The sequence below is a fragment of the Bacillus carboniphilus genome, from assembly GCF_039522365.1.
Taxonomy (GTDB): Bacteria; Bacillota; Bacilli; order Bacillales; family JC228; genus Bacillus_BF; species Bacillus_BF carboniphilus.
Genome location: NZ_BAAADJ010000003.1, coordinates 86,632 through 98,785, shown reverse-complemented (window position 1 = coordinate 98,785; position 12,154 = coordinate 86,632). Strand labels below are relative to the sequence as shown.

Genomic DNA, 12,154 nt, shown 5'->3' with positions numbered 1-12,154 from the left:
TGCTTGGCCCTCAATAAGGAATTGGAACGATAGAGCGTGTTCCAATTCCTTATTGAGGGCATTTATTTTAAAGTTGAGCAATACCCACATATATTTTACTCATACTAAAAAGTCACATTTCACAAATAATTCACTTAACGCTTAGCGACCGTTATGTAATACTAAAAGATATACATTTTTTTCTAGAGGAGAGCATAATGGAAATTGCAATTATCTTAGTCGTTGTTATTATGATTGCTGGAATAATAGGAACCTTAATATTAGCTGGCAAAAGTGATGAGCATTACAGCAAAGCTACTAAAGGAAACGTGACTCGCCTCACTTTGATTTATGTCATACTGGCAATCATTCTAGTTATTGGATTAGGACTATATATTTACTTCAATTAAATGGTTTTATAGTCATTTTCTCCATAAGAGAACCTCATAAAAAAGCTGATCTACAAGATCAGCTTGATGTTCTATTCTTCATCTTGAATTTCACCGTCACCAATTTCATCTTCACCTGGTGCATCATCACATGCTACCACTGATGTAACTAAAAAAGTAGCAAGCGTCACTGCAAATAGCTTTCTTAAAAAGTTTTTCATACGTTCACTCCTTTCTCCAAATAATTCTGTTTGTAAAAGATAGAATGCCAAATCATTGAAAGCATTATTCATCATGGAAAAAGTTATTAAAAGGAGGACCCTATGTTTCCAACTATACATACCGAAAGATTAACGTTAAGAGAAATTACAGAGTCTGATGCTTCTGCTTTATTTTCCTATTTCTCTACAGATGAGGTTACGCGTTACTATGGAAGTTCAGCTTTTCAAAATGTCGAGGAAGCGAGAACACTCATTCAAAAGTTTAAGAATGGTCTCGAAGAAAAAAAAGTCATCCGATGGGGAATTGAGCGTAAGGAAGAGAAAGGGTTAATTGGAACAATTGGATACCATGCACTTGCTCCTTTACATAAGCGGGCAGAAGTTGGATACGAAATACATCCGGATTATTGGAGAAATGGCTTTGCCTCTGAAGCATTAAGAGCCGTGATTTCTTATGGATTTGAAGAACTTGAACTAATCAGAATTGGAGCCGTTGTTTATCTCGAAAATGATGCATCCAATCAGATGCTACAAAAAATGGGATTTGAAAGTGAAGGAATATTACGAAAGTACATGTATCAGAATGGAAAGTTCTACGATACCCATATTTATTCATTACTAAAAGAATAGCAGGAGTTCCGTCCAAAAACATATATAAAGGATGAGGTGACAAACCCTCATCCTTTTACTATTTTTTATATACGTGGAATCATGTTCTGTTTTAATACAATACCGGTATTTTACTCTTTAGGATTCTCAACTTTCCCCATAAACAAAAGGGTTTCCGTTTTTTGGTCATGAATCGTAAACAGGAATGGACGGTTCGCATTTACCTCCATAACATCCAGCCTTGCAGATTCGGCTTTAATTTCCACTGATGTAACGGCGGCTGCTTCTGTACCTTTTTCATTTACATCGATAAACGTTTTATGTTTTACATTCCCGATATATAGAGAGGGTGGAGGTGTTGCTATTTTTGAAAAATCAGCAACTCCATCTTGGAAGGCATCCTTCATTCCAAGTCCAATAAGAATGTCATTTAACTTATAATCCTTCTCAAATTGAAACTTCGGTAATCTTACAGTACCCTCTGTTTTATAAAATTCTTGATTCCAGCGGTCCCAATTTTCTTTTGTGAAGCTACTGACCAGTTGTTCCAACGATTGTCCCTCATCTGGAACTAATACAGTCATCAATAAGTCTTCTTTTTCACCATAAGGTAGTCTTACAGCATTGAATTCACTTCCATCTAGGAATTCTAACTCTTTTTCGTCATGTGTCATGAACGGGACGTTTACTTTACTCCCATCAGCTAAATGGAAGTCTCCATCATAGGTCATATCCTTATTGAATGGGTATTTCCAAGCACCCTTGAAGTAGACAGCATTCAACAAAAACATAACCGTATCCGGATCAATCTGCTTCGGAACAATTTCTTCAATTTTCCCGTTTGTCTTATTAGAAACCCACTTGTTCATCGTTTTAGAGGCATCTGGAGAATCAAAATTGAGTTCCGTTGACTCGGCATCAAAGTGACTAAGATTTGTATTTTTAAAGTCTTCTTGTACATCTAAGCCTTTTCGAATCCAGATGGAATTGGCTATATGTAATGCTTGATTATTTTCTTGTTTTTGTAACTGATATTGAAGTGCTGCAAAGGATGAATTAACAGCAGATTGGTCCAAAGATTTGAAACCAAGAGTATTTTTCATTTGCTCTAGCGTATTTCCGCCTGCTCCATTCGATGTCATGGTCAAGGCAGCAGAAATACTAATTGGAGAGACAAGTACGTTATCCTCTTTGTGACTCTTTATCACTTCATGAAACAATGTAAAACTGAATGCTTTATTTCCTTCCAGCAATTTTTCATTCAATTTATGATTTTTGAATTCAGTAAAAGCATTCGAAGAAGAAACGGATTCCTTCGTTCCACAGCTAGAAAGAAGAAAAATCATTAGTACTGTGATCGTTAGTAGTTTTAGTTTTACCATTTAGGGTTCCTCCACCATTTACTTATATGGAATTAGTCGAAAACCTGTAGGAAATTGTTACATGTTGAAATAAGTTTTCTATTTTCACATCTCAGCGATTAAGGTAGTATAGAAATAGAAAATTTAACCAAAAAGGGATGGAGTTCGATGTTATATTTATCTCATTCTGCACTTACAGAATTTACAGAAATGCACGATTCCTTTTTTGAAGTTTGGAAACAAGTTATGAATTCAGGGGACACTTCTGTTGTGGAACGATTTTGCGAGGATTACTATGTAACTTTTTTCATGGGAACAGAACAAAAACCTAAGTTTTTCAATAGGGAAGAATCCGTTGAGGGAATGAAACAATCTGTACATAGCTTACTGGGAGCAACCAAAAGGTTTGAAAATCGTGTCATTCGATTGCGAAACGAAAACAATGGAGTCGTTTTTTACGAGCTAGTTTTAGAAAAGGAGGGGATTGAGTTAGCAAGGTTATTTACCATTGAAAACTGGAAACGTATTGGGGATCAGTGGCTTTTAAGTAGGGAAATAGCAGAAAGTATATAGCCTATTTCACTAGGAGTGTTTCTCTCTACTTTTTATAAGTTCATAAAAGAGGGCAGTAGCTGTTTGAACCACTAAAAATACAGCGATGGAATATGGAAGTTTGTACCCGTTCTGATAATGGGTTACTCCCATCCATGATGAAACCTTTTCCATAACTAACCCAAGTACACACCAACCTAACACGTAAACTATAAATGTTTTCTTATTGATGTTAAATCTTTCATAAAAATATACAAAAAAATAGCTAAACGGTGCAAATAAAAAATAGGTTATAAGGTCAAAAAGTTCATATTGATTTGAATCGTTTACTTTATAAAAATCCATAAGGCCACCACCTATCGTAAAATCAAATAGAGTGGACGTAGCGAAGCCCCATGTCATGATTAACAATGTAATATGATGTGGAAGCCTTTTAGGAAAAATTAAAAAAGCAGAGTAAGCTAGAACAAGCATAAAGGATATATACATTTCATTTGTGTCAAAACTTTCCCATAACATCATGTACTTCTGATCACTTCTTTCATTGATACTTTTTCATATAAGGATCGTGCAAAAAGGGCAAGGAGTGAAAGAATGAAATAATAAAAAAACTCGTAAACAACATTCCACTTTATAAATTCTGTTATTTGAAAAAAGGTCGAAAGATAACTAATGATTGTGAGAATGATCGATGAAGAACCAATGTATAGTAGTTTTTTTACTAGTTTACGTTGTTTTATTATTACATTTAAAAATAGGATTAGGACGACCGGATTAATAATACTCCGATTTAATAAATAGGCGGTGTAGTCGATTCCTTTATCCGTAATTTTTATAAACTTTAACTCTTCAGCAACAATCCAAGACATGTTTATACTCACTATTAAAATGACTAGATACACGAAAGATGTTTCCGTCATTTTTAATTGCTTTGGCATAACCGCAAATACAGCAATGACTATCCAACTAATGAAAAAGAACGTTGCAAAACCCATGTAATTCCTCCTAAGAAAAATCTCCCTGTATTATTTGCAAAGCGAAAAAATTTCATCCATGACCACTCAACGTTCAAATGTACCAGGGTTTTTACAAGGAATTATTTAATCAACTTAATAACTTTTGTCACAAAAGGAGTCAGTATGCCGATTTACAAAACAGAAAAATTATTAGTACGAACTATTAAGCCAAATGATGTAGACCTAATAGCTAAATGGTTATCAGATCCACAAGTCCTCGAATTTTATGAGGGAAGAGATAATCCTTTTGATACCGACAAGGTGAAACAGAAGTTCTTAAACAGAGACGATAAAGTAACCAGGTGTCTAGTCGAGTATGATGGGGTTCCTATTGGTTACATACAATTTTATCCAATCGAATCCGATGAAAGAGTTAAGTATGGATATGAAGATTCACTTGAAATCATTTTTGGCACTGATCAATTTATTGGTGAGCCTGAATATTGGAATCAAGGGATTGGAACGTTATTGGTTCAATCTATGTTTGATTATTTAGTTAATCAAAAGCAGGCAAATCGTATCGTTATGGATCCACAAACATGGAATGAGAGAGCGATTGCAACCTATGAAAAGTGTGGAATGAAAAAGGTAAAGCTTTTACCGGAAAATGAATGGCATGAAGGAGAATATCGAGATTGTTGGTTAATGGAATATACAAATAAAGAGAAAGTAGGGGAATACAATGAAACATATCCAAGAAGTCATTACAGAGTTTGAGAGTTTAGTAGATTGGATTGAACCTTTTAAAAAATACGATTACGAACTGTTGTTTAAACCGATGGCAGAAGGAAAGTGGTCTGTAGCGGAACTATTATCTCACCTTATGTTTTGGGACCGATTTATTATCAATGATCTGACCCCTATTGTAAAACCAGGTGTTAACATTGAATTAGTTGACTTTAATGAATATAACGGAAGAGCAGCTGAATATGCCAAGTCTGGTTTGTCTGTGGGAGAGCTTCTAGAAGAAATCATAGCGACAAGAAAACAATTATGCTCAATTGTAAGGGATCTACCAGAAGAAAAGCTCTTAACCCCTATAAAAGTAGGTGGCGAGGAAATAGACAGGCATACCGGAAATCCCCATTCCATTTTTAATTATGTTTGTGATTTTATCCATCATGACAACTATCATAAAAAACAGGTTGAAGATTTTCTAGAAAAGGCGACTCTACAGAAGTAGGGATTCTGTTTTATGGGTGAAAATGAACAAAGTACATATTATTGGTTCAGTGGGAAGCGGAAAGACCACGCTTGCTAAGAAATTATCGAAAAAGCTAGACATCCCGTATTATGAACTCGATAATGTTGTTTGGACTCGGACCCCGAATGGAGATATCCGTAATAGTCCAGAAAGGCGCGATACGATACTAAATGATATAGTAAAAACGGATCAATGGATTATTGAAGGGGTCCACCATAAGTGGATAATGCCATCTTTTAAAGAAGCAGATCTTATTATTTTCTTGGATACTCCATATTCCAAAAGGATATATCGAATTATCAAACGATTTTTCCTGCAAAGACTAAAAATGGAGTCCTCTCATTATAAACCAACTTTTGAAATTTTCTTTAAGATGTTTAAATGGAACCGTTCGTTTGAAATGGAAAGTAAGCCAGATATTCTCTTGATGCTTGAAGAATATCAGCGAAAACTTTTAGTTTTACAAAATAATGACCTGCAATGGATAGGGAGCAACTTAAAAGTTTGGTTTCCAAACAATGAAAAAGCCAAAAGCCTTTAAAACAAGGCAATTTGGCTTTTTTTATAATTCAGTAATCTTTATTCAGAAGCTACAGCTTCAAAATCCTCTGACATTCTGTCCATTAACGCCGCCATTTGGGCTCTTGTTGAATTAAGGCCTAATTTGAATGTACCATCTTCATAACCTGAAATGTATCCTTGTTGATAAATAGACATAACTGCCTTATATGCCCAATAGTCTTTTGGTACATCAGAAAATGGGTTTTCTTTTTTTTCATCGATGGGATAATCAAAAATATTATAAAGGATTTGCGCTAGCTGTGCTCTTGTGATCGGAGAACCCGGATCAAATCTTTCAGGACTTTTTCCTTGTAAGTAGCCTAATTCTCTCGCAATTTCAATTTCCTTTTGTGCCCAATGTCCTTTAATATCTTGGAATTGAAAAGCTTTAGGGAGCATTTGTTCCTTTTTCAAGGCTCTAACCAAAATGACTGCGGCTTGGGCTCTTGACAACGTAGTCCCTGGAGAAAAAGTTGTACTGGTAGTACCATGCATCCAACCTTTTTGAGAAACAAAATGGATATTAGACTCAGCCCAGTAGCCTGGTTTTACATCCTTAAAATATTCACCATTTAACCAATTGGTGTAAAAGCTCCATATGCTTGGGGGTTCATGAAATAATGCCCATGAACCTGTTCCCTTGATTCCATATTTTTGTGGCAATCTTAATTTAGCCTTAATCGATCGTTCGTTCTCATACCAAATCACATATTTTCCAGCAGTAAATTTTGTACTTCCGATAAAAACTGAAGAGCCAGACGGTATAGTGAAAGTAGCATAGGGCGTTTGCGATTTTTCATCAAAAAATTCTGTTCCATTAAATTGATGTAATAGTGGTTCTACACGTGTACTTGAAAGACCTAACCCTTGGATCATTCGACCATCAGACGTAGGTCCATCCATTTTCCAAACTCGGCCGTAAAAAGGAAGACCATATACGATTTTTCCCTTCGGTACACCTTGATTGATTGCATATTGAATCGACCGTTCTGAGAATGACATGCTTGCTACGGGACCAATGGGACTTTCAGGACCTTCCCAGCTTTCATCATAAGCCATAATCATTAAGTAATCGGCATATTGTGAAATTCCTTTATAATCATAGAAACCATGCCACCCTGTTTTCCAGTTATTTGGATTTGCTGCTACAGCAACCGAAACTTCTTTTGTCTTTGGAATATATGTTCTTAATAAACGAATAAAATCAACATGTTCATCCCGGTAGGTTTCACCAATACCCTCGATATCCACATTTACACCATCTAGGTTATATGTTTGTATGGCTTGAGCTATAGAACGAGCTAATTGATCTCTGTTTTTTAGACCGTTCGTTCCAGCAGTTTTATTCCAATGGTTAGATAGAAACGGAACTACCTTAATTCCACGACGATGCATGTCACTAATAAAGGAAGATTGTAATTTCCAAGTAACATCTAATTGTCCATCTTCTGTAATGTCAAAATAATTGGGAGAAACAACATGAAGGCTACCCTTCGTATTTTGAACTTGATTTATATATGTACTTGGCGAACCAAAGAATAGGTATGACATATTAAAGAGTTTCGTTTGAGAGTCGATTGTTTGTTCTGTACCGATTAAAATGAACACACACATTATCAAGGCAAAAACTTTTTTTCCTAATTTCATAATAAAAATCCTCTCCGTTGGTGTCTAAATTCGATGGGTTGCTGTAAATTGATGACCTATTTCGGTTTGGTCAATTTTATATTCGAATTTTCCTTCTAGAACAGGAGTATTTTTATGCTGTTGCAAGTTCGCATTCGGTTCAATGCCCAAGTCATGAAACAGTGAATCAACCATATGTAATTCAGCTTCAGGATTGAACAGTAAATATATTTGGCTCCACCCTGAAATAAGCAGATATCTTTCATCAATCGTTTGAGTGGGACCTTCCATAGAAATCTGAGCCACATCTACATTTGAAACCCTAATTCTTAATAAAATCCCATCCTTAATCTTGGCCTCATACTCATCTCCATGGTTTTGGTCTATTTTTTTAATGGTAGATATAAACAAATTAGAGCCAAACTCTTGTGTAATGGCATTCCAACGATCTGTAAACTCATCAATGGGTAATTGAAAAGTTGGCTGGCTTCCTTCAATTTCAGGGTCTTGTAGATTATTATCTGGCGGGGCAGGATCCATTTCATTATTCTTTTGTATCGATAATTTTTGAATAGGTGAGGTGGGCTGAGATTGTTCATTGTCCGATTGACAGCCAATGACTACGAATAAGACCATGACGCTAGACAGAAAACGGGAAATAATTTTCATGTTGTCACCTCTTTTTTAGACTGGTATTTAGTATCCTCAATTGTGAATGGATTATTAAATTAACTTGGTTTGCGCTTTGGACATATTTAGACGTAGGCGTGTCCCGATTAAGTGAAAATGGAGTGGCAAACGGGACTGTTAGAAGTAAACGTGTCCCGTTTGAGAGGAGATGAAGTGGGAAACGGGACAGCCAGACCCGAACGTGTCCCGTTTTAGAGAAGATGAATAGGCAAACGGGACAGCTAGACCCGAACGTGTCCCGTTTAAGCGAAGATGAAGAGGTAAACGGGACAGCCAGACCCGAACGTGTCCCGTTTAAGAGTAGATGAATAGGCAAACGGGACAGCCAGACCCGAACGTGTCCCTTTCAAGAAGTAAACAAATGGAAAATGGGACAACTAGCCCCCGAACCTCCTCCTTTTTAAAAGCAGGAAAAAAATTGACAGGTTGTAAAAGATTTGTAACAATATTGTTATATTTTTCACTCAATTCTAAATTTTTATATAGAGATTATCTAGGGGATGGTTATCGGATGATTTGGCAGATTATAAAAAACCTCTTGATCTTTTTACTCATTGTTTTGGGGTTTATATTGATACTTTTACTACCAAAAGAAAGAGAAATGATATATATCGGACCTGGAACATTCGAGGCCCATTACCCCTTCACTTGGGACCTTTATAAAGCCAATATCAATGAGTTTATCGACTATTTTCAAACGGAGAATGGTTTTGGAAAATCCAGGACAGGCTCACCAATGGGCGAAGAAGTAGAACGGTTATTTAAAAGGAGCTTAAATATCGTTATTCCCGCTTACCTGCTGAGTATGATATTTGGCACCATAGTGGGTGTCTTACAATTCTATTTTAGAAAGAGCAAAAGGGGGAAGGTCCATGCCTTTTTTTCATGGATCTTTTCATCTATTCCAGATTTCTTTCTATATATCGCTATTCAATATGCCCTTATTAAGTTAATGAGAGCAGGATTTCCACAATTTGATTTATATGGACATGAAAATTGGTATAGCTTTATTATGCCGCTTATCGTTATCACTATTTTCCCATACCTACATATGGTCAAATTCACTTCAGCATCTTTGGCCAACGAGATGGGGCAAGAATACTTAAGAACGGCATATGCGAAAGGGGTCGGTCATGTAAAGGCACTTAAGCATATGCTTTGGAATTGTTGGTCTACCATTATCAATCAATCCCAGCTCGTGATGATTTATATATTGTCTAGCCTGCCGATTATTGAAAAACTGTCTAGTTATAATGGAGCAGGTTATCAATTATTAGAAAGTATTCTTAAACAAGATGCAGTAAGAGCATTAGCTTTTATTATTCCATTTCTTGGGCTCATGTTTATTGTGATTGTGGTTTCTCAAATGATAAAGTATCGACTTATACCGAAAGAGGTGAGGGAGGAAGGATGAAGACTTTCCATTTGATTAAAACGAACCTTTTATTCTTCACTGGTTTACTAATGCTTCTAATCCTCCTATTGCTAACCTTTGTGGGTCCATTTCTACCATTTGTGGATTCAGAATTAGAGGAAGTTCAGTATATATGGACAAAAGATAAGATCCCACTTGGACCGCCTTTTGAGCCTTCCGAAGAGTTTCCTTTGGGTTCGGATCGGCAAGGAAGAGATATTTTAAGTATCGTCGTAATGGGAGCCAAGGAAACCTTATTTCTAGTTGTCATGATTACGATCATTCGATATGTTGTGGCTCTGCCACTTTCATTTCTTGCACACAGAAATGTATTGGGAGCTCGCTTTGTCTTGAATTGGTTAAACGGCTTACTTTCCTATGTCCCAACTATTATTATCGTTGTATTATTGGCTATGCTACCACCCATCATGTTAATCGAAACTCGACCGCTGTTTCTATTACTAATCATTGCACTAGTAGAAGTAGGCAGAGCAGCTGATATGATTAAGTTAGAGTTTGATGAATTGTCATCAAAAGAATTTATGCAGAGTGGCATTTCTGGTGGAGCAAAATCTTTTACACTATTTAAATCCTATTATTTGCCTTTCTTATATGGGAAAATCTTAATCTATATGATTACGGACCTTGGTAGAGTAATGTTCCTATTAGGTCAATTAGGTTTTATCGGTATTTTTATTTCGCAAGTACTGGTTCAAGTTGAAATAGGATATTTCGAAATTGTTAACGAATCTACTACATGGCCAGCACTTTTAGTTGATTCGTTCAGAGACATTCGAGCTGCAGTATGGATTCCATTTTACCCTGCTCTGGCAATGACCTACACAATCCTTACTTTCAATATTTTAGCTCAAGGACTTCAAAATCTATTTAATAGAAAAAATAGCTATATTTAGGCTGGTATTGATTTGCCTCTTGAACCTTTTAGTCTGTCGATTTATGCTATTAAATAGATTGTAGATTAGGAGGTTCAATCATGAAGTCGTCAAAAAGATTATTTTTAATACTCTTAGTCGGAATGCTCTGGTTATCTGGTTGTGCAAGTAAGTCAATCAATCAAATGGACACAGAACAAAATGAACAAGAAAACCATGAATCCATACCTGATACTCAGGAGAAGACCGCCGCGATAAATGAACTGCCAAGCTTTTTGGAAGGTCAAACTGAAAGAACAATAAACATTTATGCAGGGGTGGCAAAATTTCCTGACTTAGTTCAATTAGTCCCATGTTATTGTGGTTGTATGGAAACCCTCGGTCATCAAAGTAATCTAAATTGCTTTATTCAGAGGATCAACCAGGATGGGACAGTTGTATGGACTGATCATGCAACCCGTTGTGAAACCTGCTTAGATATAGCAGCAACCACCATTTATGAAATGAACAACGGAAAAACTATTAAAGATGTAAGAGAAATAATTAATCAAAAATATAATCAATAATGATTAAGGACTAGGTTTTTTCCTAGTCCTTTGTATTATGATTCCTTAATGCTTCTCGGTCTAAAGATTGAGGTGGCTTTTCAAACCAACCGTTATCAATCATTAGTTTAGCTCCTTTATTTGCAAATGGAGCTAAATCAAGGATAAAGTTGGAATACATAACAGAGATGTCTTTTCTTAAACTCGAACTAATAGCAAGTCCTATATCTCCAATTCCAATGGCTGTAAGTGTATTAGTATGGAACAACATTAACTTGTCTGAAAAGGGTGGTATCACACTATCTGAAATGGTCGAATCCCATGTTGAAGGATAGGAGTTATCATCTTCTTTTAATTTTATAATTAAGTCCTCCGTAATTTTCTTCCCAATGTCGTATCCCTTTTTGAAATAGTCACTAAGCGTTTTCGATTTGGCTACCTGACTAAAACCCAAGAGGAGAGTTTTCCCAACATTGGTGACTTCGATATTCACACCAAGATGTGCTATTTCAATCGCTAGTAATGCACGCCTATGTCCGATTAACCCACCAAGAAAAGAATGGTCCTGTACATACTCTACTTGCTGTGGATAAGTTATGTAAGGCGAACGGATGTAGACCCCTTTTTGAAGCATTAGATTAGAATTTTGGTCAAATAATACTTCTGTATGTTCTAAGAACTCTCTGAATAATTGGCGAATATCTTTTCTTGCCGACACTGAAATGGCTAAGCTATAAGCATTTAAACCCGTTCTACCTAAATGATGAATATAACGTAAATATGTAACATCCGAAAACAGCTTCGGTGCTGCAAGATTAACATCTTGTTTTCCAAAGCCTCTTGGTACCGGAATCCCTTCCATAGTAAATAAATCCTTTATTTTGACAACATGATCTTCCGCTGATCGTAAAGCGAATTGGAGAACAGGTTCAATATCTGGGTCATGATAAGTTTTCAAAAAGTGTTTTAGAATACAAATACCCATGGTATCTCCGATATAGGTATTCCACAACATGGCAATTTCAGCTGAAGTTAGATTCGTTTTGTGGTTGACCATGATTTTAAATCTCCAATCATTTACTATGTTCTCACCA

The 12,154-nt window shown here is 36.1% G+C and carries 16 protein-coding genes; 9 read left to right on the top strand and 7 right to left on the bottom strand.

The features are described from left to right. The first annotated feature begins 197 nt into the window (after positions 1-197). A complete protein-coding gene (locus tag ABDZ91_RS01355; RefSeq protein WP_343795643.1) occupies positions 198-389 on the top strand; it encodes a hypothetical protein in 192 nt (63 codons plus the stop codon). A 71-nt stretch (positions 390-460) separates the two neighbouring features. Here the strand turns inward: ABDZ91_RS01355 and ABDZ91_RS01350 are convergent, their stop codons facing one another. Further along, entirely contained in the window at positions 461-589 is a 129-nt protein-coding gene (locus ABDZ91_RS01350) for a hypothetical protein (RefSeq protein WP_343795640.1), read from the bottom strand. Between the two features lie 102 nt (positions 590-691). Here ABDZ91_RS01350 and ABDZ91_RS01345 point away from each other — a divergent pair, with 102 nt between their 5' ends. Further along, a complete protein-coding gene (locus ABDZ91_RS01345) occupies positions 692-1,219 on the top strand; it encodes a GNAT family N-acetyltransferase (protein WP_343795638.1) in 528 nt (175 codons plus the stop codon). A gap of 110 nt (positions 1,220-1,329) precedes the next feature. On the opposite strand, the gene ABDZ91_RS01340 is transcribed toward ABDZ91_RS01345, so the two are convergent. Further along, the gene (locus ABDZ91_RS01340; RefSeq protein ID WP_343795636.1) at positions 1,330-2,580 is read right to left on the bottom strand and encodes a serpin family protein; all 1,251 of its coding nucleotides are present in this window, start codon (positions 2,578-2,580) and stop codon (positions 1,330-1,332) included. Between the two features lie 147 nt (positions 2,581-2,727). On the opposite strand from ABDZ91_RS01340, the gene ABDZ91_RS01335 reads away from it, so the two are divergent. Beyond that, complete coding sequence (locus ABDZ91_RS01335) at positions 2,728-3,132, top strand: hypothetical protein (RefSeq protein WP_343795634.1); 405 nt, start codon at positions 2,728-2,730, stop codon at positions 3,130-3,132. A 9-nt stretch (positions 3,133-3,141) separates the two neighbouring features. Here the strand turns inward: ABDZ91_RS01335 and ABDZ91_RS01330 are convergent, their stop codons facing one another. Then, entirely contained in the window at positions 3,142-3,633 is a 492-nt protein-coding gene (locus tag ABDZ91_RS01330) for a hypothetical protein (RefSeq protein WP_343795632.1), read from the bottom strand. Continuing rightward, complete coding sequence (locus ABDZ91_RS01325; protein WP_343795630.1) at positions 3,630-4,106, bottom strand: hypothetical protein; 477 nt, start codon at positions 4,104-4,106, stop codon at positions 3,630-3,632. Before ABDZ91_RS01325 ends, ABDZ91_RS01330 begins: the two co-directional genes overlap by 4 nt. 144 nt (positions 4,107-4,250) lie before the next feature. On the opposite strand from ABDZ91_RS01325, the gene ABDZ91_RS01320 reads away from it, so the two are divergent. The 3 genes from ABDZ91_RS01320 to ABDZ91_RS01310 are packed head-to-tail and all read left to right on the top strand — an operon-like array spanning position 4,251 to position 5,872. Further along, complete coding sequence (locus tag ABDZ91_RS01320; protein WP_343795628.1) at positions 4,251-4,844, top strand: GNAT family N-acetyltransferase; 594 nt, start codon at positions 4,251-4,253, stop codon at positions 4,842-4,844. Then, positions 4,810-5,310 carry a DinB family protein gene (locus ABDZ91_RS01315; protein WP_343795627.1) on the top strand — a complete coding sequence of 167 codons (501 nt, stop codon included), beginning with the start codon at positions 4,810-4,812 and terminating at the stop codon, positions 5,308-5,310. Before ABDZ91_RS01320 ends, ABDZ91_RS01315 begins: the two co-directional genes overlap by 35 nt. A gap of 22 nt (positions 5,311-5,332) precedes the next feature. Beyond that, complete coding sequence (locus ABDZ91_RS01310) at positions 5,333-5,872, top strand: AAA family ATPase (RefSeq protein ID WP_343795626.1); 540 nt, start codon at positions 5,333-5,335, stop codon at positions 5,870-5,872. Positions 5,873-5,910: 38 nt separating this feature from the next. Here the strand turns inward: ABDZ91_RS01310 and ABDZ91_RS01305 are convergent, their stop codons facing one another. Both ABDZ91_RS01305 and ABDZ91_RS01300 read right to left on the bottom strand, forming a co-directional pair. After that, positions 5,911-7,539 carry a glycosyl hydrolase family 18 protein gene (locus ABDZ91_RS01305; protein ID WP_343795625.1) on the bottom strand — a complete coding sequence of 543 codons (1,629 nt, stop codon included), beginning with the start codon at positions 7,537-7,539 and terminating at the stop codon, positions 5,911-5,913. A 24-nt stretch (positions 7,540-7,563) separates the two neighbouring features. Beyond that, positions 7,564-8,187 carry a hypothetical protein gene (locus ABDZ91_RS01300; RefSeq protein WP_343795623.1) on the bottom strand — a complete coding sequence of 208 codons (624 nt, stop codon included), beginning with the start codon at positions 8,185-8,187 and terminating at the stop codon, positions 7,564-7,566. Between the two features lie 532 nt (positions 8,188-8,719). Between ABDZ91_RS01300 and ABDZ91_RS01295 the strand changes: the two genes are divergently transcribed. The 3 genes from ABDZ91_RS01295 to ABDZ91_RS01285 all read left to right on the top strand — a co-directional run bounded on the left by ABDZ91_RS01295 (position 8,720) and on the right by ABDZ91_RS01285 (position 11,081). Then, positions 8,720-9,622, top strand: a complete 903-nt coding sequence (locus tag ABDZ91_RS01295; RefSeq protein ID WP_343795621.1) for an ABC transporter permease subunit — start codon at positions 8,720-8,722, stop codon at positions 9,620-9,622. After that, complete coding sequence (locus ABDZ91_RS01290) at positions 9,619-10,536, top strand: peptide ABC transporter permease (RefSeq protein ID WP_343795619.1); 918 nt, start codon at positions 9,619-9,621, stop codon at positions 10,534-10,536. Before ABDZ91_RS01295 ends, ABDZ91_RS01290 begins: the two co-directional genes overlap by 4 nt. Before the next feature lie 80 nt (positions 10,537-10,616). Then, positions 10,617-11,081 carry a PCYCGC motif-containing (lipo)protein gene (locus ABDZ91_RS01285; RefSeq protein WP_343795618.1) on the top strand — a complete coding sequence of 155 codons (465 nt, stop codon included), beginning with the start codon at positions 10,617-10,619 and terminating at the stop codon, positions 11,079-11,081. A gap of 22 nt (positions 11,082-11,103) precedes the next feature. On the opposite strand, the gene ABDZ91_RS01280 is transcribed toward ABDZ91_RS01285, so the two are convergent. Beyond that, the gene (locus tag ABDZ91_RS01280; RefSeq protein ID WP_343795616.1) at positions 11,104-12,117 is read right to left on the bottom strand and encodes a DUF3231 family protein; all 1,014 of its coding nucleotides are present in this window, start codon (positions 12,115-12,117) and stop codon (positions 11,104-11,106) included. Positions 12,118-12,154: the final 37 nt, after the last annotated feature.

Excerpts from the sequence above, each read along its gene's own strand:
- ABDZ91_RS01280 (WP_343795616.1), bottom strand. The coding sequence starts at position 12,117 with ATGGTCAACCACAAAACGAATCTAACTTCAGCTGAAATTGCCATGTTG.
- ABDZ91_RS01320 (WP_343795628.1), top strand. The coding sequence starts at position 4,251 with ATGCCGATTTACAAAACAGAAAAATTATTAGTACGAACTATTAAGCCA.
- ABDZ91_RS01295 (WP_343795621.1), top strand. The coding sequence starts at position 8,720 with ATGATTTGGCAGATTATAAAAAACCTCTTGATCTTTTTACTCATTGTT.
- ABDZ91_RS01330 (WP_343795632.1), bottom strand. The coding sequence starts at position 3,633 with ATGATGTTATGGGAAAGTTTTGACACAAATGAAATGTATATATCCTTT.
- ABDZ91_RS01350 (WP_343795640.1), bottom strand. The coding sequence starts at position 589 with ATGAAAAACTTTTTAAGAAAGCTATTTGCAGTGACGCTTGCTACTTTT.
- ABDZ91_RS01355 (WP_343795643.1), top strand. The coding sequence starts at position 198 with ATGGAAATTGCAATTATCTTAGTCGTTGTTATTATGATTGCTGGAATA.
- ABDZ91_RS01285 (WP_343795618.1), top strand. The coding sequence starts at position 10,617 with ATGAAGTCGTCAAAAAGATTATTTTTAATACTCTTAGTCGGAATGCTC.
- ABDZ91_RS01325 (WP_343795630.1), bottom strand. The coding sequence starts at position 4,106 with ATGGGTTTTGCAACGTTCTTTTTCATTAGTTGGATAGTCATTGCTGTA.
- ABDZ91_RS01345 (WP_343795638.1), top strand. The coding sequence starts at position 692 with ATGTTTCCAACTATACATACCGAAAGATTAACGTTAAGAGAAATTACA.
- ABDZ91_RS01340 (WP_343795636.1), bottom strand. The coding sequence starts at position 2,580 with ATGGTAAAACTAAAACTACTAACGATCACAGTACTAATGATTTTTCTT.
- ABDZ91_RS01315 (WP_343795627.1), top strand. The coding sequence starts at position 4,810 with ATGAAACATATCCAAGAAGTCATTACAGAGTTTGAGAGTTTAGTAGAT.
- ABDZ91_RS01305 (WP_343795625.1), bottom strand. The coding sequence starts at position 7,539 with ATGAAATTAGGAAAAAAAGTTTTTGCCTTGATAATGTGTGTGTTCATT.
- ABDZ91_RS01300 (WP_343795623.1), bottom strand. The coding sequence starts at position 8,187 with ATGAAAATTATTTCCCGTTTTCTGTCTAGCGTCATGGTCTTATTCGTA.
- ABDZ91_RS01335 (WP_343795634.1), top strand. The coding sequence starts at position 2,728 with ATGTTATATTTATCTCATTCTGCACTTACAGAATTTACAGAAATGCAC.
- ABDZ91_RS01290 (WP_343795619.1), top strand. The coding sequence starts at position 9,619 with ATGAAGACTTTCCATTTGATTAAAACGAACCTTTTATTCTTCACTGGT.
- ABDZ91_RS01310 (WP_343795626.1), top strand. The coding sequence starts at position 5,333 with ATGAACAAAGTACATATTATTGGTTCAGTGGGAAGCGGAAAGACCACG.